The 19,407-nt window shown below is 67.2% G+C and carries 21 protein-coding genes; 10 read left to right on the top strand and 11 right to left on the bottom strand.

What is annotated here, in order from left to right; all coding sequences use genetic code 11:
• The first annotated feature begins 1 nt into the window (after position 1).
• The gene (locus AB431_RS03020) at positions 2–1,207 is read left to right on the top strand and encodes a cytochrome P450 (protein WP_047328695.1); all 1,206 of its coding nucleotides are present in this window, start codon (positions 2–4) and stop codon (positions 1,205–1,207) included.
• Here the strand turns inward: AB431_RS03020 and AB431_RS03015 are convergent.
• From AB431_RS03015 to AB431_RS03005, 3 genes are read right to left on the bottom strand one after another with little or no spacing between them, the layout of a single operon-like run.
• Positions 1,174–1,878 carry a hypothetical protein gene (locus AB431_RS03015; RefSeq protein ID WP_235435811.1) on the bottom strand — a complete coding sequence of 235 codons (705 nt, stop codon included), beginning with the start codon at positions 1,876–1,878 and terminating at the stop codon, positions 1,174–1,176. The genes AB431_RS03020 and AB431_RS03015 overlap by 34 nt on opposite strands.
• A 19-nt stretch (positions 1,879–1,897) precedes the next feature.
• Positions 1,898–2,536, bottom strand: coding sequence for a PaaI family thioesterase (locus tag AB431_RS03010; RefSeq protein WP_047328694.1), 639 nt, complete (start codon positions 2,534–2,536; stop codon positions 1,898–1,900).
• The gene (locus tag AB431_RS03005; RefSeq protein ID WP_047328693.1) at positions 2,533–3,828 is read right to left on the bottom strand and encodes an adenylosuccinate synthase; all 1,296 of its coding nucleotides are present in this window, start codon (positions 3,826–3,828) and stop codon (positions 2,533–2,535) included. The genes AB431_RS03010 and AB431_RS03005 overlap by 4 nt, the downstream gene beginning before the upstream one ends.
• A gap of 69 nt (positions 3,829–3,897) precedes the next feature.
• Between AB431_RS03005 and AB431_RS03000 the strand changes: the two genes are divergently transcribed.
• The 4 genes from AB431_RS03000 to AB431_RS02985 all read left to right on the top strand — a co-directional run bounded on the left by AB431_RS03000 (position 3,898) and on the right by AB431_RS02985 (position 8,206).
• Positions 3,898–4,506 carry a hypothetical protein gene (locus AB431_RS03000; protein WP_047333021.1) on the top strand — a complete coding sequence of 203 codons (609 nt, stop codon included), beginning with the start codon at positions 3,898–3,900 and terminating at the stop codon, positions 4,504–4,506.
• 36 nt (positions 4,507–4,542) lie between these two features.
• Complete coding sequence (locus tag AB431_RS02995; RefSeq protein WP_047328692.1) at positions 4,543–5,322, top strand: site-2 protease family protein; 780 nt, start codon at positions 4,543–4,545, stop codon at positions 5,320–5,322.
• 209 nt (positions 5,323–5,531) lie between these two features.
• Positions 5,532–6,428 (top strand): cation diffusion facilitator family transporter, encoded by an 897-nt coding sequence (locus AB431_RS02990; RefSeq protein WP_047328691.1) that lies wholly within the window; start codon positions 5,532–5,534, stop codon positions 6,426–6,428.
• A gap of 5 nt (positions 6,429–6,433) precedes the next feature.
• The gene (locus AB431_RS02985) at positions 6,434–8,206 is read left to right on the top strand and encodes an FUSC family protein (protein ID WP_047328690.1); all 1,773 of its coding nucleotides are present in this window, start codon (positions 6,434–6,436) and stop codon (positions 8,204–8,206) included.
• Here AB431_RS02985 and AB431_RS02980 read toward each other — a convergent pair.
• Positions 8,203–8,619, bottom strand: coding sequence for a DUF3151 domain-containing protein (locus tag AB431_RS02980; protein ID WP_047328689.1), 417 nt, complete (start codon positions 8,617–8,619; stop codon positions 8,203–8,205). The genes AB431_RS02985 and AB431_RS02980 overlap by 4 nt on opposite strands.
• Positions 8,620–8,710: 91 nt before the next feature.
• On the opposite strand from AB431_RS02980, the gene AB431_RS02975 reads away from it, so the two are divergent.
• Both AB431_RS02975 and AB431_RS02970 read left to right on the top strand, forming a co-directional pair.
• Positions 8,711–9,442, top strand: a complete 732-nt coding sequence (locus AB431_RS02975; protein WP_047328688.1) for a hypothetical protein — start codon at positions 8,711–8,713, stop codon at positions 9,440–9,442.
• Between the two features lie 96 nt (positions 9,443–9,538).
• Complete coding sequence (locus tag AB431_RS02970; RefSeq protein WP_047328687.1) at positions 9,539–10,399, top strand: DUF559 domain-containing protein; 861 nt, start codon at positions 9,539–9,541, stop codon at positions 10,397–10,399.
• Positions 10,400–10,436: 37 nt separating this feature from the next.
• Here the strand turns inward: AB431_RS02970 and fbaA are convergent, their stop codons facing one another.
• Positions 10,437–11,474: a class II fructose-bisphosphate aldolase gene (fbaA, locus tag AB431_RS02965; RefSeq protein ID WP_047328686.1), complete on the bottom strand. Its 1,038-nt coding sequence runs from the start codon at positions 11,472–11,474 to the stop codon at positions 10,437–10,439.
• Between the two features lie 139 nt (positions 11,475–11,613).
• On the opposite strand from fbaA, the gene AB431_RS02960 reads away from it, so the two are divergent.
• Both AB431_RS02960 and AB431_RS02955 read left to right on the top strand, forming a co-directional pair.
• On the top strand, positions 11,614–12,270 hold the full coding sequence (locus AB431_RS02960; protein ID WP_047333020.1) for a VTT domain-containing protein: 657 nt from the start codon (positions 11,614–11,616) through the stop codon (positions 12,268–12,270).
• Between the two features lie 138 nt (positions 12,271–12,408).
• The gene (locus AB431_RS02955) at positions 12,409–12,651 is read left to right on the top strand and encodes a hypothetical protein (RefSeq protein WP_047328685.1); all 243 of its coding nucleotides are present in this window, start codon (positions 12,409–12,411) and stop codon (positions 12,649–12,651) included.
• Positions 12,652–12,653: 2 nt separating this feature from the next.
• On the opposite strand, the gene AB431_RS02950 is transcribed toward AB431_RS02955, so the two are convergent.
• The 6 genes from AB431_RS02950 to AB431_RS02925 all read right to left on the bottom strand — a co-directional run bounded on the left by AB431_RS02950 (position 12,654) and on the right by AB431_RS02925 (position 18,444).
• A complete protein-coding gene (locus AB431_RS02950) occupies positions 12,654–13,358 on the bottom strand; it encodes an SRPBCC family protein (protein WP_047328684.1) in 705 nt (234 codons plus the stop codon).
• 110 nt (positions 13,359–13,468) lie between these two features.
• Complete coding sequence (locus AB431_RS02945) at positions 13,469–14,638, bottom strand: XdhC/CoxI family protein (protein ID WP_047328683.1); 1,170 nt, start codon at positions 14,636–14,638, stop codon at positions 13,469–13,471.
• Positions 14,639–14,732: 94 nt separating this feature from the next.
• Positions 14,733–15,560 (bottom strand): oxidoreductase, encoded by an 828-nt coding sequence (locus AB431_RS02940; protein WP_047328682.1) that lies wholly within the window; start codon positions 15,558–15,560, stop codon positions 14,733–14,735.
• 1 nt (position 15,561) lies between these two features.
• Positions 15,562–16,821 carry a DUF1214 domain-containing protein gene (locus AB431_RS02935; RefSeq protein ID WP_047333019.1) on the bottom strand — a complete coding sequence of 420 codons (1,260 nt, stop codon included), beginning with the start codon at positions 16,819–16,821 and terminating at the stop codon, positions 15,562–15,564.
• Positions 16,821–17,996: a sulfotransferase gene (locus tag AB431_RS02930; RefSeq protein WP_047328681.1), complete on the bottom strand. Its 1,176-nt coding sequence runs from the start codon at positions 17,994–17,996 to the stop codon at positions 16,821–16,823. Before AB431_RS02930 ends, AB431_RS02935 begins: the two co-directional genes overlap by 1 nt.
• A 4-nt stretch (positions 17,997–18,000) precedes the next feature.
• Entirely contained in the window at positions 18,001–18,444 is a 444-nt protein-coding gene (locus AB431_RS02925) for a nuclear transport factor 2 family protein (RefSeq protein ID WP_047328680.1), read from the bottom strand.
• Between the two features lie 61 nt (positions 18,445–18,505).
• Between AB431_RS02925 and AB431_RS02920 the strand changes: the two genes are divergently transcribed.
• A complete protein-coding gene (locus AB431_RS02920; protein WP_047328679.1) occupies positions 18,506–19,405 on the top strand; it encodes an SDR family NAD(P)-dependent oxidoreductase in 900 nt (299 codons plus the stop codon).
• The last annotated feature ends 2 nt before the right edge of the window (positions 19,406–19,407 follow it).

Below are 19,407 nucleotides of genomic sequence, written 5' to 3'. Positions count from 1 at the left end.
GATGACATCTGCCGCCGCGCTGCCACCACTGCACATGCGGCGCAACGGGTTCGACCCGACACCCGAACTGCGCGATATCCGCGAGGGCAGCGGCGTGGTCACTGCCGTCAACGCATTCGGCATGCAGGTCTACCTGATCACCCGCTATGACGATGTCAAGTCGGTGCTGGCCGATCACGAGCATTTCACCAACGCCAGACCGCCGGGATTCATCGTGCCCGGCGCCCCGCAAGTCCCGGAGGAGGAACAGGCCGGCGCCCGCGCGGGCAACCTATTGGGGCTCGATCCGCCCCAGCACACCCGGCTGCGCCGAATGTTGACCGGCGAGTTCACCGTGCGCAGGATGAAGGCGCTCGAGCCACGCATCGTCGAGATCGTCGAGGCACGGCTGAATGCGCTCGAGACTGCCGGTGCGCCAGCCGATCTGGTGGCCGAGTTCGCGCTGCCGATCCCGTCGCTGGTCATCTGTGAGCTACTCGGAGTGCCCTACGCCGACCGCGACGATTTCCAGCGCCGCAGCGCCCGCCAGCTCGACCTGTCCATCCCGATCCCCGAACGCCTGGAGCTGGTGCGCCAAGGCCGCGAGTACATGGGCGCACTGGTGGCCTCGGCCCGCCGCGCGCCCCGTGAGGACATGCTCGGCATGCTGGTGCGCGAGCACGGTGCCGAACTGAGCGACGACGAGCTGATCGGTATCGCCGCACTGCTGCTGCTCGCCGGCCACGAAACCACATCGAACATGCTGAGCTTGGGCACTCTGGCGCTGCTACGCAACCCCGATCAGCTCGCCGCGGTCCGCGACGACCCCGATGCGGTTGCCCCCGCCGTCGAGGAACTGCTTCGCTGGCTGTCGATCGTGCACAACAGCATCCCCCGGTTCACCACCACCGACACCGACGTCGGGGGGGTTCTGATACCGGCAGGCAGTCTGGTGCTGGCGTCCCTGGCGTCCGGCAACCGGGACGCCTCGTTCGTCGATGACCCCGATGTACTGAACATCAAGCGAGATATCGTGAGCCACTTGGCATTCGGCCATGGCGTCCACCACTGCCTGGGTGCACCGCTGGCCCGCATGGAGATGCGGATCGCGTTCCCGGCCCTGCTGCGCCGATTCCCGGCACTGACACTCGCCGGGCCGTTCGACGAAATCGAGTTCAAGCCGTTTCACTTCATCTACGGTTTGCGTTCGCTCGCGCTCGCCTGGTGATCCTCGAACACTCCCGCACGGGCGAGTAGCAGGATACTCACCACCAGCACCCAGATCGGGAAGCTCAACGTCAGCCACATGCTGATGTCACTGGCGATCAACAGCGCCACCGCGAGCAGATAGCTGGTGTACACCAGCCAGCGAGGCATCAGGCGAGTCCGCAACCAGATGGTCGCCAACGAGATCATGAACACCGCCGCCATCCGCAGCGCGTACGTCTTGGACAGCGCCAACACCACCATCTGCCCGAACAGTGCCACCTCGGATTGCCCGAGCAGCTCGTGACCCAGCGCGTTGTTTCCGGCGGCCAGACCCGCCCCGATCGCACTCGTCACGAACATCATCGCCAGAAACAACAGGCCGCTGCCCAGGAACACGGTGGCGAAGAACCGGTCTTCCAGCCGGCCAAGGCCGTCGCGCACGACGCCGATGAACCACAGGAAGCTGATGCCGGCGAACGGCATCAGCATGGCAGCGATCTTCATCTTGCCGCCGGCGGCATCAAGCCACTGCGAACCGGGTTCGGCGCCTTCGGGCAGGGACGACCGGATCAGGATGAGGTTGGCGCCGAACAACAACGCGAAGGCGACGCCCGCTGCCGCGGCCGCCCGGGGTGTGGTCAGGCTTTTCACGGTTGACGAGCTTTTGGTGCCATTGCTGAAGTCGGTCACCCGGTCATGGTGACAGACATCAAGGCTGCCCGGGCAGCAGACGCACCATCAACCCGTGCGCTTCGGCGCAGAGCGTGCCCTCCGGCGTTCTCATCTCTGCGTTGACGAAGGCCTTGCGGCCCTCGGCTTCTCGTAGCCAGCCACGAACGGTCAGCTCGGTGTCGATCGGGGTGACGTTGCGGTAGTCGACGTGCAGAAACGCGGTTCGGCTGATCGGGCGCCCGGTGGCGTGGATGACCATCCCGAACACCGAGTCGAACGTCAGGGGCAGCACCCCGCCGTGCACAGCGTAGTTGCCGCCGACATGAAACCGACTGAACCGGACCGTCAATTCCACTGCGTTGGAATCGAATTGGGTGACGCGGTAGGGCGGCATCAGCAGGCTACCGGCACCGGGCAAGCTCGGCACCCGATTGGCCGGGCCGACCCCCTCGGGCGCTTCGAAGTCCTCCAGCAATCGCACCAGCTCTTCGGCGCGATCAGCGGCCGCGGTCCAGGTGTCCGGGTCAGGGTCGGCCGACACGGCCAGGTCCTGCACCCGGCGCATCGCGGTCAGGAACCGGCCGAATCCCGGGCCGGGCTGGGCGACTTCGAATCTCGGGAAGCCGCCGTGTTTGTAGTAGTCAGGGTCAAGGTCGTATTCGTCGCGATCGGTCATCGCGGGGCCAGCACATCGCGACGCACGATCGTCTGGTCGCGGCCCGGGCCGACACCAATGCACGAAACATAGGCTCCAGCAAGCTCTTCCAGCCGCAAAACGTATTCACGCGCCTTGACCGGCAGATCCTCGAACTCGCGTGCGCCGGAGATGTCCTCCCACCAGCCGGGCAGTTCTTCGTAGATCGGCTCGGCGCGGGCGATGTCGCTCTGGGTCATCGGCATCTCGTCGGTGCGCTTGCCGTCTATCGTGTAGCCGACGCAGATCGGCACCGTCTCCAGGCTCGACAGCACGTCGAGCTTCGTCAGGAAGTAGTCGGTGATGCCGTTGACCCGGGTGGCGTAACGCGCGATCACGGCGTCGAACCAACCGCAGCGACGGCGGCGTCCGGTGGTTACGCCGATCTCCCCGCCGGTCTTGGCCAGGTACTCGCCGTGCTCGTCGAACAGCTCGGTGGGGAACGGTCCCGATCCGACCCGGGTGGTGTACGCCTTCAGGATGCCGAGCACGGTGGTGATCCGAGTGGGCCCGATGCCTGACCCGACGGCGGCGCCGCCCGCGGTGGGGTTCGATGACGTGACGTACGGATAGGTGCCGTGGTCGACGTCGAGCAGCGTGCCCTGCGAACCCTCCAGCAGCACCGTCTCGCCGGCCTCCAGCGCGGTGTTGAGCTGCAGGCGGGTGTCGGCGATGCGGTGCTTGAAGCCGTCGGCCTGAGCCAGCAGCGTGTCGAGTACTTCGCCGGCCTCCAGCGCCTTGCGGTTGTAGATCTTGACGAGCACCTGGTTCTTGAGCTCCAGCGACGCCTCGATCTTGGCGGCGAGCAGGTCGCTGTCCAGGACGTCAGCCACCCGGATGCCCATCCGGGCGATCTTGTCCTGATAGCACGGGCCGATGCCACGACCCGTCGTGCCGATCTTCTTGCTGCCCATGTAGCGCTCGGTCACCTTGTCAATGGCCACGTGATAGGGCATCAGCAGGTGCGCGTCGGCGGAGATCAGCAACCCCGAGGTGTCGACGCCGCGGTCCTCCAGCCCGGCGAGCTCGCCCAAGAGCACGCCCGGGTCGACGACGACACCGTTGCCGATGACGTTGGTGACGCCCGGGGTCAGGATTCCCGACGGGATGAGGTGCAGGGCGAAGTTCTCGCCCGTGGGCAGGACCACGGTGTGCCCGGCGTTGTTACCGCCCTGGTAGCGCACCACCCACCGCACGCGTCCACCGAGCAGATCGGTGGCTTTTCCTTTGCCCTCGTCGCCCCACTGGGCGCCGATGAGGACGATTGCCGGCATGGTGTTTCTCCTGCTTATTGTGGTGCAGCCGGTGACCTACCCTATCGGAGCGCAGCACGAGGAGTGTCGTTGACCAACACCAAGATCGCCGTGTTGCGTTTCGGGGGCCGCCGGCTGCCCCGCGCGCTGGCATCCCTGCCTTGCCACGATGGCGACGATGTGGCCGGGATCGACGCCGCGGCACAGGGGGCGTCGCGGGTGGTGGTCGTGGGATCTTCGGCCGACCTGGCGGCGGTCCTCACCCGGCTGATGCGCATCGACCGCCTCGATGTGGAAGTGGCGCAGGTGCCTCGGTGGCGGGGTGCCCGGCGCGCGATTGCCGGTGTGGCTCAACGCGTTCCATTGATCCGCGATGAGACCGGTTCGGCGGTCGTGGACGCCGCGTTCTGGCTGCCACCCGGCGAGGACCGGGTGATCCGGGGGGAAGCCGTCGTCGACGACGATCTGTTGTTCGACGGTGAGGTGACGGCCGTGCGAATCGAGCCGACAGCCGAGATGCCCGGGCTGCGGGCCACGGTGCTCACCGGCCGGATGCGGCCGCGGCGCTGGCTGGCCGGCCGTGCCGCTCAACTGGGCACCACCGGCGCACGGGTGGTGCGCGACGGGGTTGCGCTGCCCCGTGAGGTCACGCGCTCGGCGTTCTACCGGCACACCACCGGCTGGCTGCGGGTCTCGTGACCGCAGGTCATCGCGGGTGTCCGGTAGTTTCGTGAGGTGAGCGTTCGTCCGTTGCGCCAGTCGGTGCGGCCCAGCCCCGTCTTCCTGGTGATCGTCGCGACCACCGTCGCCGGCGGGGTGCTGGCCTGGCTGGCCGCCGAAACCGTGCGGCCGCTGGCCTACGTCGGGGTGTTCATTTTCGTCATCGCCGGCTGGCTGGTGTCGCTGTGCCTGCACGAATTCGGCCACGCGTACACGGCCTGGCGCTTTGGCGACCACGACGTCGCGGTTCGCGGCTATCTGACCCTCAACCCACTGAAGTACTCCAGCCCGCTGCTGTCGCTGGGTTTGCCGCTGCTGTTCATCGCCCTCGGCGGCATCGGGCTGCCGGGTGGCGCCGTCTACGTTCGCACCTGGTTCATGACTCCGCGTCAGCGCAGCATCGTCAGCCTTGCCGGTCCGGCGGCCAATCTCGTGCTGGCCGTCGTCCTGCTGGCGGCGACTCGGATGTTCTACGACCACGGCCACGGCGTGTTCTGGTCGGCGGTGGCGTTCCTGGGTTTCCTGCAGATCACCGCGTTGCTGCTGAACCTGTTGCCGATTCCGGGCCTGGACGGATACGGGGCGCTCGAGCCGCATCTGAGCCCCGAGACGCAGCGTGCGGTGGCGCCGGCCAAGCAATTCGGCTTCCTGTTCCTGCTGCTTCTGCTGCTCGCTCCGGCCCTGAACCAATGGTTCTTCGGGCTGGTGTTCTGGTTCTTCGATCTGTCCGGAGTGCCGGGCGGACTGGCCTCGATCGGCTCGCAGCTGACCCGGTTCTGGTCTGCCTTCACCTGATCCGGGCACCAAGACGGGGGGCAGCGATCCCCTCCGTCGTTGCCCCCCGGCTCGGTCCATCCCCCGGGTTGGCAAACATCAACTTAGCCAGCTACCCGCCGTCCGGCAGCGACTTGGCAAGAAATTTCCGTTTCCGTCAGTTCCGTGACGTCAGTCACGCGGAGGGCCAATGCTTGCGACATATGCGCTTTTCTGCATATATTTCTCGCATGGGAGCCGGACACGACCACAGCCACGGCGGTGACGCGCGGGTGAGCCGGATGCTGATCGCCGCGGGCATCCTGACCGTGTTCTTCGTCATCGAGCTGACGACCGCGCTGACGATCAATTCGATCGCCCTGCTGGCCGACGCCGGACACATGCTGACCGACCTGGTCGCCATGTTCATGGGCCTGACCGCCGTGCTGCTGGCGCGCCACGGTCCGGCCTCGGCGGCCCGCACCTACGGGTGGCACCGGGCCGAGGTATTCACCGCCGTCGCCAACGCCGTGCTGCTGCTCGGGGTCGCGGTGTTCATCCTCTACGAAGCGGTCGAGCGGCTGGGCAGCGCGCCGGAGATCCCCGGCGTTCCGATGATCGTCGTCGCCGTCGCCGGCCTGGTCGCCAACTTCGCGGTCGTGCTGCTGTTGCGTTCGCAATCCGAGGAGAGCCTGGCCGTCAAGGGCGCCTACATGGAGGTGGTGGCCGACACCGTCGGCAGCGTCGGCGTGCTGATCGCCGGCATCGTGAACGTGACGACGCACTGGCCGTACGCCGACGTCGTGGTGGCGGTGTTCGTCGCACTCTGGGTGCTGCCCAGAGCGATCGGGCTGGCCCGCGCCGCGCTGCGGATCCTGTCCGAATCCTCGCCCGCCCACATCGATGTCGAGGAACTCCGAGCGGCGCTGGCCGCCGTGGACGGGGTCACCGAGGTGCATGATCTGCACGTGTGGACCCTGGTACCGGGCAAGGACATGGTGACCGCGCACCTGACCAGTAGCGGGGACTCCGACCGGGTGCTCGACGATGCCAGGGCGGTGCTCTCCGCCCGAGGTCTCGAACACGCGACGGTGCAGGTCGAACCGCCCGGCTGCGCCGACGACTGCCCCGGCCAGACCGACTGGTGAGCTAGTTGAACACCCCGCCGCGCTGGCCCATCGGCCTGCGCGCGGCGATCAGCACCGCGATCCCCGTCACGGCAGGCTGGGCGGCCGGGGCGATGAGCTCCGGGCTGATCGCCACCCTCGGTGCCTTCACGTCGCGGTTCGGCGGCGACCGGCCCTACGCCAACCGCGGCCTCGAATTGGCGACGGTAGCGGTGGCACTCGCCGGAGCCGTCTCGCTGGGCGACTGGTCGGCGCAGGTGCCGTGGCTCGGCGTCCTCGTCGTGTCACTGGTCGCCGTCGCCGCGGTCTGGCTCTGTAACGCTCTAACCGTCGGACCACCCGGCGCCTACATCTTCGTCGTTGCCTGCGCGGCCGGAATCGGTGTCTCCGCAGCCCATTTGGCGCCGTGGACGATCGGGCTGCTGGTGCTCGCCGGCGGCGCGGTGGCGTGGTTGGTTCAGATGGCCGGCGCGTTGGTTCACTATCGCAAGCCCGAGCGTGCGGCCGTCGCGGCTGCGGCCGAGGCGGTTGCCGGCTACATCGAAGCCGCGAACTCGCCGCAGGAGCGCGCGGCCCGGCACCGCGCGGCCAGCGCTCTGCACCGCTCGTGGAGCGTGCTGGTGAATTATCAACCGCTGCAAGCACACCCGAGCAGCGTCCTGCACCGGCTGCGCGCTGCCAACCACGCGGTGCATGTGCTGTTCACGGCGGCGGTCAACGCCGCCGCGCAGGGGACCGCCCCGGAGCCGGAGACCGCCGAGCAGGCCCGCAAACTCGGCGCGCTGCAGTTGCCACCGGACGCGGTCGCGACCCGCGGCGCCGACCGGATTCCGCTGGGCAGTCCTCCACTGGTCACCGTGTTGCGCCGCGCGATCAGTCCGGGATCGCCGGTGCGCCACATCATGCAGCGCGTCGTTGTCGGAGCATTGTTATCGGGTGCGGCCGCGATGGCCCTCGGCGTCGACCATGCCTACTGGGCGATGGCGGCCGCAGTGCTGGTGCTGCATCAGGGCGCGGATCGCAGCCGCACCTTGCGCCGCGGCGGAGAGCGACTGCTAGGCACCTGGGTGGGCCTGGGGTTGGCCGGATTGATCCTGTCGCTGCACCCTCACGATCTTTGGCTGGTGCTGCTGTTGGCCCTGCTGAACTTCATCATCGAAGTGTTGGTGGTCCGAAACTACGCGCTGGCAACGGTTTTCATCACCACCGCGGCGCTGACCATCTCGTCGGGTACACATGCGATCGACGTCGGCCACCTGCTGCTGGCCCGCGGCATCGACACCTTGATCGGCTGCGCGATCGGGGTGGCCGTCTACCTGGTGGCGGTGCGCTGGCAGGAATCCACCCGGCTGACCGACGCAATCGGGCGCACGCTGGAAGCGGCCGCACAGGTGCTGCCCTACGTCGCCGCCGGTGACACGACCGGGTTGGCGGCTCGGGCCGCTCGCCGGGACCTGCAGCTCGCCGCGATCGCGCTGATGGAATCCGACGATGCGGCGCTGGCCGGGTCAGCCCGGCAGAAGGAGGTCGCCGAGCAGTTGTTGCCCGCGGTCACGGCGACCGAACAGCTGGCGTATCGCACGATCGCGGCCTGCTGGACGATCGAGCACCGCGCCGATGGTGTCGAGTTCGGCCGCTCGCTGTTCGGCGGCCGGTCAGCCCAACCGCATGTCGAGGCGCTGGCGGCGCTGGCGGCGGCGGTGCGCACCGGTGCGCCGGCACCCGAGCGGGGCGACCCGCTGGCGTTTCTGGCCGACGAGGTCACCGAACTGCGCCAGTCGCTGGCGCAGGACCGTTAGGCCAGGCCGAGTTCGACGCGCGCCGCCGGATCGCAGTCGTCGAGGAGGTCGAGGCAGCGGGCGAACTCGTCGGTCTCGCCGATCGTGTCGGCGGCCCGGGCAAGCGCCGCCACACAGCGCAGGAAGCCGCGGTTGGGTTCGTGACGATAGGGGACCGGACCGAATCCCTTCCAGCCGTTGCGGCGCAACTGGTCCAGACCGCGGTGGTAGCCGGTCCTGGCGTAGGCGTACGCGGTGACCGCCTTGTCGTCGGCCAGCGCTTCCTCGGCCAGCGTGGCCCATGCCACCGACGCGGACGGGTGCGCAGCGGCGACGATCGCGGCCTTCTCCCCGGCGAGCAGTTCGGCTTCGGCCTCGATATCCCCAGGCAGCAGCACGGGCTCCGGGCCCAGAAGGTCACCAAACGATGTCATTGCCCTATTGTGCCGGTGCCACCGCCAGCCGATGGCAGGACCCAACGGTTAGGGTCAGAAGCACCAGTACTTCAGGAGGACGGCAGCCCCCATGTCGAACCCATCCGGGCCCGACCACGACGAGGTCACCGGACCCGTCGCGCCCGCCGGCGACGAGCAGGCGCCTCAGGAGACCGACGCGGCCACCGAAGTGTTCGGGGCCAGCGACCCGCCGGCGGAACGTCGTTTCACCGCACCAGGATTCGATGCGGGGTCGACGCAGATCATTCATCGCGAACCCGATCCGGAGACCGAGATCTTCTCGACGCCGACCGAAGTGTTCCCGGCGTCGGGCACACCGCGAACCGGACCGCAGGCCATCCCGGCGCGACCGGCGGCGACGCGTCGGCGCAGCTGGGCGCTGGTGCTCGCGGTGATCGCCGTGATCGCGGCGCTGGCAGCGGTGGCCATCCTGGTCACGGTGCTGCTCACCCGCCGCGACTCCGCCAAGGCGACGCAGGAGGACATGGTCCGCTCGACCATCCAGCACTTCGACACCGCCGTCCAGAACGGCGACCTGGCCACACTGCGCGGTATCACGTGCGGCCAGACCCGAGACAGCTACGTCAAATACGATGACGCAGCTTGGTCGGACACCCATGCGCGGGTGGCCGCGGCCCGGCAGTACCCGGTGGTGGCCAGCATCGACGAGGTGGTCGTCAACGGCGACCACGCCGAAGCCAACGTCACCTCGTTCATGGCATTCGATCCGGCAACGCGGTCAACCCGCAGTTTCGACCTGCAGTTCCGCGACGACCAGTGGAAGATCTGCCAAGCGTCCTGAGGGATTTGGGCGCGCTTTCGTTCACTCAGCGGCGGTTTCCGCGCCGAAATCGCGGGAGTGGGAACCGCTCGGAACGCGCGGGTGTCCAAACCTTGAGTGATCGATGATCTCCTGCGACGCCACGACGGTGTCATCACGTTGGCTCAGGCGAACGACGCGGGCCTGACCGAGCAAGCGGTACGACGGCGTGTTCGTGCCGGGCGCTGGCGGCGGTGCTCGCCGGGAGTCTTCTTTGTCGACGACCGCGAGTTCACCGACGCAGCTCGCGTCCGTGCGGCGGTGTGGGGTTATGGAAACTCGGCGTGCGCAAGCGGCCTTGCGGCAGCGTGGTGGCTCGGGCTGACCCGATTCGCGCCCGACACCGTCGAAGTGACGGTGCCGCGCAACAGCCACGGACGTCGCCACTTTGGATCTCGGGTCCGGCGGCGCGACCTCAAACCCCTCGACGTCGTCGAATATCGAGGCCTGCGCGTCACCGCGCTTCCGCTCACAGCGATAGAGGCCGCAGTGCGCCGCGGCGGCGGCCCCAAGCTGATGGACGAAGCCCTGCAACGGCACACCGAACTGCGTCAGCTGTGGGGAGCGCACCTCCGCAACACCGGCAGATACGGCTCTCCGGCAGCGCGACAACTCCTGCAGGCGGCCGACGACGGCACGAAGTCCACAGCCGAGCGATTGTTCACCCAGTTACTGAAGACGTCGGGCATTTGCGGGTGGAAGGCGAACCAGACGGTCCTCGGTTACGAGGTGGACGTCCTGTTTCGCGCCGCGAAGGCGGTGGTCGAGGTCGACGGCTTTGCTTTCCATACCGGTCCCGAGTCGTTCGAACGCGATCGCAGGAAACAGAACGCTCTCGTTCTCGCGGGCTATCAGGTACTGCGCTTCACATGGCTGGACCTGACCGAGTATCCCGAACGCGTCATCGCGGTCGTCCAGCGAGCGATTTCGGCGCGCTAACCGCCGCTGAGCGAACGAAACCGCGCCGAAATCACAGCTAGCCGGCCGTGACGGATCGACCGGCGCTGTGGAGGTCCCGGCACGCCTCGATGACGCGCTCGGACATCGAAGCCTCGGCCTTCTTGAGGTAGCTGCGCGGGTCGTAGACCTTCTTGTTGCCGACCTCACCGTCGACCTTGAGCACGCCGTCGTAGTTGGAGAACATGTGCGCCGCGATCGGCCGGGTGAAGGCGTACTGGGTGTCGGTGTCGACGTTCATCTTCACCACGCCGTACTTCAGCGAGTCCTCGATCTCGGACTTCAGCGAGCCCGAGCCGCCGTGGAAGACGAAGTCGAACGGCTTGGACCCGTCGGGCAGACCGAGCTTGGCGACAGCGACCCGCTGCCCCTCGGCCAGCACCTCGGGCTTGAGCTTGACGTTGCCCGGCTTGTAGACGCCATGCACATTGCCGAACGTGGCCGCCAGCAGGTACTTTCCGTGCTCGCCGACGCCGAGGGCCTCGATGGTCTTCTCGAAGTCCTCGGGGGTGGTGTACAGCTTGTCGTTGATCTCGGCCTCGACGCCGTCCTCTTCACCACCGACCACGCCGATCTCGATCTCGAGGATGATCTTGGCCGCGGCCGCTTGCTTCAGCAGCTCCTGTGCGATCGACAGGTTCTCGTCGATCGGGACCGCCGAGCCGTCCCACATGTGCGACTGGAACAACGGGTCGGCGCCTTTGGCCACCCGTTCGGCCGAGATGGCCAGCAACGGGAGGACGTAGGTGTCGAGCTTGTCCTTCGGACAGTGATCGGTGTGCAGGGCCACGGTAATCGGGTACTTCGCGGCGACGACGTGAGCGAACTCGGCGAGTGCCACCGCGCCGGTGACCATGTCTTTGACGCCCAGTCCGGAGCCGAATTCAGCCCCGCCGGTGGAGAATTGGATGATGCCGTCACTACCGGCGTCGGCGAAGCCCTTGATGGCCGCGTTGATGCTCTCCGAGCCGACGCAGTTGATCGCCGGGAAAGCGAACGAGTGCTCCTTGGCGCGGCCCAGCATCTCCGCGTAAACCTCGGGCGTGGCGATGGGCATGGCACTTCCTTCCGACTCTCCTGCGCAACGCAGTCAGTATGACAAGAAGCCGATCGACTGGCACGGGTCGGCGTGACGCCGGTATCAACAGCTGCCACCGGTACCCTTGTCCCTCGTGACCACCACCACGCTGGCGCTCATGCCGGACTTCCTCGACCCGCTCAAGCTGATCGAGCAGTTCGGCACCTGGGCTCTGGTCGGCATTCTGGTTGTCGTCTTCATCGAGTCCGGTGTGCTCTTCCCGGTGCTGCCCGGCGACACGCTGTTGTTCGTGGCGGGCATGCTCGCCGCGGGAACCGCAGCGCAGGGCGCCGACGTCAGCGCCAATTTCCAGCTGTGGCAATTGCTGGTGTTCATCCCGCTCGCCGCGATCCTCGGCGGCCAGGTCGGCTACTTCGTCGGCCGCTTCCTCGGCACCGCGATGTTCAAACCGAACGCGCGGGTCCTCAAGCAGCGTTACCTCGATGAGGCGCACATCTTCTTCGAACAGCGCGGGCCGTTCGCGATCGTGCTGGCCCGTTTCGTCCCGATCGTGCGCACGCTGGCCCCGATCACCGCAGGTGCGGCGAAGATGAGGTACGGGGTTTTCACGCTGTTCAATGTCATCGGCGCATTGCTGTGGGGTATCGGCCTGACGCTGCTGGGCTACGGGCTGGGGCAGTTCGAGATCATTCGGAAGCTGCTCGAACCGATCTTCATCCTCATCGCGCTCGCATCGATCGCTCCGATGATCTGGGAGTGGTACAAGCGGCGCAAGGCCGACAAAGCGGCCACGGGATCGGTTACCGAGTCGTAAAAATTTGCCCGCGTGATCACCGCGGTATCGCGTTGACCGGCACGTGCGCCGCCGACCCAGCCGTTTACCAGCTAGCGCACAGCAAACCTCACAGGATCGGCGGCTAGTTTGCGCTGATCGCGTGAAAGGTCACAGCAAATGGTCAAAATCGTCCTCAGCGGACTCCTAGCTTCAGCGGGCATCGGCCTGGCAGCACTCTTCGGCGGGATCGGCATCGCGTCAGCCGGCAGCCCCACCACAACGTTTGCCGTACAGGACGGCGATAGCGGTGCCGACGGTGCAGCGATCGACTCCGACGGCACTCAAGGCGAGTTCAAGTCGGCGGTCGACGGGTCGATGAACGGCCCGATCATGGTCGCCACACCGCAGACCAAGAAATAAGGTCAGCCGCGGCGTCGCACGACGACCGCGATCAGGATCAGCAGCACCAGCGCGGCGACGCCTGCCGCCGCATACTTGGTCACCGACGTGCCGCCGGCGAGCGCCAGCAGGTCAATCGGTTCTGGCTCCTTGGCGGGCGTGGACGCGGGCGCTACGCGCGGAGTGGCCGTGGCTGCCGCCGTGCCCAGACCTGCGGCGCCGGGCGTCGCCGGGGTGTCCAGGACGGCTTCGACGGCGCTCTCGGGTGTTTCCGGTACGTCGTTGCCCCCGGCCAGCTTGGCCTCCAGCGAGTCGACGAACTGCCCGAGTAGCTTTTCGGATACCTGCTGCAGCATGCTGCTGCCGAATTGCGCCAGTTTGCCGACGATCTTCAGATCCGTTTCGACGGTGACCCGGGTGTGGTCACCGGCCTCGTGTAGCTGCAGAACGACGACCGCCGCCGCATTGCCGGTGCCGCGGGCCTCCTTGCCGCGGCCGTCGACCACGGCCCGGTGCAGGGCCTCGTCGCGCTCCACGAAGTGCGCCTTGCCGCTGAACTCACTGGTCACCGGACCGACCTTGACCTTCACCTTGCCCAGGAAGTCGTCGCCTTCCTGGCCGGTCAGCTGAGCGCCCGGCATCAACGGAACCACCTGCTCCAAGTCGCTGAGGACTTCCCAGGCCTTCGCAATCGGGACGCTGACGGTGAACTCGTGGTCGATCTTCATGGGCTCTCCTCATCCGGTGGCGAGTGCGGTGCGGTACTCGTTGTCGACAAGCCTGCCAGGGCGGTGGGGCGGCCCGATGCACCGGCCCCTGATGTGATAGAGCGACGTCGCTAGCGACTCAGATATTCGCTCAATTGCCCTGCCGCCGAGGGACTGTCGTGATCATCGTCGTGGTGGATCCGGCCGCTGGTCGCCGACAGCGGACGTCCGCCGCCGCCCCATCGGCGCGCGATGATCTCGGCGGCGATCGACACCGCGGTTTCCTCGGGAGTGCGGGCGCCCAGGTCCAGTCCGATCGGACTGGCCAGCCTGCTCAACTCCGCGTCGGTCAGGCCCGCCTCGCGCAGCCGCGCCAGCCGGTCGTCGTGGGTGCGCCGGGATCCCATCGCCCCGACGTATCCGACGTCGAGGCGCAGGGCCACCTCGAGCAGCGGTACGTCGAACTTTGCGTCGTGGGTGAGCACACAGATCACGGTGCGCGAATCGATCGCTCCCGCCTCGGCCTGGGCGGCCAGGTAGCGGTGCGGCCATTCGACGACCACCTCGTGGGCGGTTTGGAACCGGGCCGGAGTCGCGAACACCCCGCGGGCATCGCAGACGGTGACGCGGTAGCCGAGGAACGAACCCTGTTGAGCCACCGCGGCGGCGAAATCGATGGCGCCGAACACCAGCATCCGGGGGCGCGGCGCGTGACAGGCGACGAAAACCTCCATGCCCTCGCCCAAACGCTGACCGTCCGGACCATAGGTGAGCACCTCGCTGCGCCCAGCCGCCAGCAGGCCGCGGGCATCGTCGGTCACGGCGGCGTCGGCTCGCGGCGAACCGAGCGAGCCGTCGACACTTTCCGGTCCGAGGACGAGCCGGCGGCCCAGCCAGTCGTGGTCGGGGTGGGTGATCACGGTGGCGATCGCCACCGGGCGATGCTCGGCGATGGCGTCGACGACCCGGTCGAGCTGCGCAAAGCTGCGTTGCGAGACCGGCTCGACGAAGACGTCCAGAATTCCGCCGCAGGTCAGCCCGATGGCGAAAGCATCGTCGTCACTGACGCCGTACCGTTCCAGCCGCGGTACCCCGGTGGCCGCGACTTCGGTGGCCGACTCGTAGACCGCGCCCTCCACGCAGCCGCCCGACACCGAACCGCTGACGGAGCCGTCGGGCGCCACCACCATGGCCGCACCGGGTTGCCGCGGTGCCGACCGGAAGGTGCGCACGACGGTGGCGAGGCCGGCGGTTTCGCCGGTCCGCCAGATCGCCGCAAGCTCCGAAAGAACGTCCTGCACAACATCAAAACTAAGCGGATCCGGGGCGGTTGGCACACATTCGCCAAAAGCAATGGCGGAGCGCGCCTTTGCCTCGCACTTATCGACCGCCGGGTTAACTGGGGAAGTTCACGTCCTTGGTGACCGCTTCCCACTGGTCGATCGACGCCGACAACGCGGCGATCTTGTCGCGCATCGCCTTCAGGACGTCACGGCCGAGCAGCAGCCGCAGCGGCGGATCCTCCAGCTTGGTCACCATCAGAACGGCTTCGGCCACCTTGCGCGGATCGCCCGGCAGGTGGTCGGCGAACTGCTTGATGAGGTCCTTGCGTGCGGCGACGTCGGCGTACTCGTTGATCGGCGCACCGGACTCCTTCATCGACCTCGACGCCCAATCGGTCCGGAAGGCGCCGGGCTCGATGAGCGTCACCTTGATGCCCAGTGGGCCCACCTCGGAGGCGAGTGCCTCGCTGACGGCTTCGAGTGCGAACTTGGTCGACGAGTAGTACGCGTTCGGCGGATTGGCCACCAACCCGGTCATCGAGGAGATGTTGACGATATGTCCCGAGCCGCGGGCGCGCATCGCGGGCAGCACCGCCTTCATCATGTCGACCGAACCGAAGTAGTTGACGTCGAACAGCTTTCGCACCTCGGCGTCTTCACCCTCCTCGACCGCCGAGAGGTAGCCGTGCCCGGCGTTGTTGACCAGGACGTCGACGCCGCCGAAGGCATCCTCGGCGGCGCGCACCGCGGCCGCGATCTGACCGGTGTCGGTCACGTCGAGCGCGGCCGCTGCTGCCAGGTCGGGGAACTCCTCGACGAGATCAGCCACGGCATCGGCGCGCCTGGCGGTCACCAGCACCTGGTGGCCGTCTTCTAGTGCGGCGCGGGCGATCTCACGTCCGAAGCCGGTCGAGCAGCCGGTGATCAACCAGCGGGCCATCTCAGTTGGTCCTCTCGTTCGGGGTGCCTTCGGGTAGCCGGCGCAGATACGCCTGCCGCCGCAGCGCCAACTGTTCGGCCCGTTGTGCAGGTGTCACCCGCGCCAGTCCGGGCACCTCGTCATCGAGCCGGTCGAGCGGTACGACGCGACCGGTCGCGCCCAGATCGGGTGTCGGGCCGCCGTCGCCGAACTCCGCCATCCGCAAGGTCAGTACGCCTTCCCGCAGCCCGTCCGAGTCGATCCAGTTCGCAACCCCGGGATCGACGGGCGAGATGACGTAGGTGTAGCTGCCGTCCTCGTTGGGCACCGACTGGGCCTTGTTCAGGCTGCCGGTGCGGTCGACGATATTCAGCGTGGTGCCCCAGATGTTGCTGAGCGGGACCGTGAAGTATTCGGCGCCACCGTCTTTGACGTCGACGACGAAGGTTTCATCGGGTCCGAGGTCGAACCGGCCCATGACGTACACCTGATTCTTCATGGCGCCGACCTTGTCCGCGGACCAGGCCAAGTCGAAGTGGTTGGCCGGCATCTTGTAGATGCCGTGGCTGAGCTTGCCGGTGAAGTTGGCGAAGTACGCCATCATTGCCGCAGTGGCGTCCGCTTGTTCGTCGAGGGTGCGGGCCGGTGTTCCCGGCGCGCCACCGAGACGCTCGACGGTGATGTGGTTGGGATCGTCTGTGGCCCAGTCCAACAACACGTCGCGAATATAGAACTCGTGTGCCTCCGGCGTGGTCTGGACGTGATTGGGCCTGCCGTCGGCGGGATCAGCGTCCACGGTGATCGTGTAGCTTCCGTCGCTGTCGACGTCCATGGTCTTGCCGTTGAGCACGGCCACGGTGCCCATGTTGGCGTCCCAGAGGGTGAAGTAGTTCTCGGTCATCCGGTGCTCGCCGACACGGCCGCGGATCACATACCGCTCGTCGCCGGATATCGGAATCACCCGGTAGACGGTGTCGGGATTGTCGATGCCCCAACGTGATCCGGGAATCTGCCGATCACCCACCGGATGCGCCAGCCGGGTGATGCAACTGACTTTCGGCCGCAGCTTGTCCTGATTGGACGACCACACGGCTGCCGAGAACATCACCTCGGCGAAGGCGGCGTCGAACCGCTCCCGCATGGCGTCGGAGGCCTTGGCGCGGCTCAGCCAGTTCTCCGCGACCGTCCGATAGGCCTCCTTGACCACCGGGTGTTCGGTCAGCTCCAACGCGGCCAGCTCCTGCTCATGCTGGGACGGCGTCGCCACCGCATCATCGGCGATCATTGTTTGTCCTTTCGAAAGCGCTTGTTGTACAGCGAGAATCGTTCATCGACTTGTTCGTTTGTCAGCCCGTAGGCGCCCAGGTCGTACGGCGGGCGCGGGAGCTCGCGAGGGCGGTTGGCCAGCCAGTCTTTCATCGCGGCAACCGTTGTGTCCGTCAGGTCCAACCCGGCCGCGTCGTACACACGGCCCACCTGTCCGATCGGATCGGCGACGGCGTCCGCGTACTGGATGTCGGTGACCCGTTGCCCCTCGTCGGCCCAACTGTCGCGCACCGCCATGGCGCGGTCATTGGTCCAGCCCATCCGCTCCAGCCACTGCGCCCCGACCCGGTGGGTGTCGACCGCGTCGGCGTGCATGGCGTGCAGCGTCGCGTTGAGGCTGGCTCCGGAGGCCACCGTGGTGCGCGGGTCGCGATGCATGTGCACCACGTGCACATCGGGGAACTCGGCGCGCAGTGTGTCGAGGTAGCCGAGGTGCGCGGGGGTTTTGAGCACCCAGCGTCCTGCGGTCACTCCTCGACGGCGCTTCTGCCACTGCAGGAAACGGGCCATGCGGTGCAGATAACGGTAGGCGGGCGCGAAATCCTGTGTGTTCAGCCAGGATCGGTAGTTGGGCAGGTGAGCACCGGATTCGGGGACGTGGGACAGGAACGCGTCGGCGAGAAAGACGATCTCCTCCTCGGCCTCTCGCGCGTACATCGGATGGATGGCGAACAGTTCGGGCGCCAGCTCCCGGGACTTGTTCTCCCGCATCTCACTGATCGCGATGCGCGGGTCGGTGCCGGCGAAGTCGTAGCCCAGCTTGGGCGCGGCTTCCACGACTTCCCAGCCGCGGGCGCAATGCAGCCGGCTGTCGGCGGCCAGCAGCCGCTGCAGCAGCGTGGTGCCGCTGCGCATCATCCCGACGACCACGATGGGCGCCTCGATCTGCTCGTCGAGGATCTCGGGATGGCGGCGGACCCATTCCTGGGTGCGCAACCGCATCCGCAGGCTGTGCACGATGCCCGACCGCAGGATGTGCTCGCCGATCGCATTGAGCCCGGCACCGGGGTAGTCGTCGAGCAGGACGCCGAGGGGTCCTTCGAAGTCGCCTGGCCCCCAGTCGGTCAGCCCTTCCTTGTGCTGCGCGTCGGCCAGGACGGCCGCCATTGCAAAGGTGCCCGTCCCAGCCATGAGCTCAGAACTTCAGATGGTGGCTGACGTCGCCGACCTGGTCGACGAACATGGTGCGGGAGTCGAACCACCACTGACCGTCGACCCGATGGAACGTGTCGTGATAGTGGCCGGTGACGATGACTTGCAGCGGGAGGTCCGGCGTGGCCTGAGTGACGCAGTAGTAGGACCTGCTGCGCGCCGTGCCGGCCTCGTCGTCGACGTAGAGCTGCACATTGCTGGTGTTGTGCTTGGTCTTCGGCGTCCCGTCCTCGTAGAGGCGGGTCGCCATCTCATACATCTCGCGGACCCGGTCCCGGCCCTCGAACACGGTCTCCGGCGGGCCGTTCTCCACGCCGCAGATCCGGCCGTGCGTGAACAGGTCGGCGACCGCATCGAGGTCGCCGGCGTCGATCAGCTCGGCATAGACGTAGATGAGGTTGGTGATTGCCTGCGCACTGTCACTCATGTCAAGGGGCATGATCGCAGAGCAATTGGTTAGATGGTCTTGTTTGTCCAGAATTCCCGCTATGCTGCCCCGCGTGACGCAGTGGTCGCCGGCCCGGCTCGGCAATCTCACCGGTAGACGGATCATCGTGACGGGCGCGACCAACGGTGTCGGACTGGGCACGACGCGGGCCCTCGCCCACGCCGGTGCCCACGTCATCATGGCCGTCCGCAACACCGCGCTGGGAGCCCAGCGCGCCGCCGAGATCAACGGCTCCACCGAGGTGATCGAGCTGGATCTGGCGGACCTCGCCTCGGTCCGCAGCTTCGGCGACCGGCTCGATGGCGAGGTCGACATCCTGATCAACAACGCCGGTGCTCTGACCGACAAGCGCCGCGAGACCGTCGACGGCTTCGAGACCACGCTCGGCACCAACCTGCTCGGTCCGTTCGCCCTGACGAACCTGCTGTTCGCCCGGGTGCGGTCGCAGATCATCAACGTCGCCTCCGACGGTCATCGCACCGCGACGCTGCGTCTGAACGATATGCACATGCGCCAGGGCAAGTGGAGCCCGATGAGCGCCTACACGCACTCCAAGCTCGCCATGATGTTGTGGGGCCTGGAACTCGACCGCCGCCTGCGCGCCGCCAACTCCGGTGTCGTCACGCAACTGGTTCATCCCGGCTGGGTGGCCTCCAACCTGACCCACACGTCGGATTCGATGCTGATGTCGTTGGCGCACAAGGTGGCCAAGGGGGTGGCCGACCGGTTCGCCAACGACATCGACGAGGGCGCGGCACCGACGCTGTACTGCATCAGCGAACCGATACCGCCGGGCAGCTATGTCGGGGTCAGTGCTCGGCTGGCGTTGCGCGGCGAGCCGGCACTGATCGGCCGCTCACCAAAGGCGTGCGACTACGACGCCGCCGCCCAGGTGGTGCAATTCGCCGAAAAGGAAACGGGTACAACGATTCCGGTCTAGCG

The organism is Mycobacterium sp. EPa45 (assembly GCF_001021385.1).
GTDB lineage: Bacteria > Actinomycetota > Actinomycetes > Mycobacteriales > Mycobacteriaceae > Mycobacterium.
This window is presented reverse-complemented; position numbering and strand designations above follow the sequence as displayed.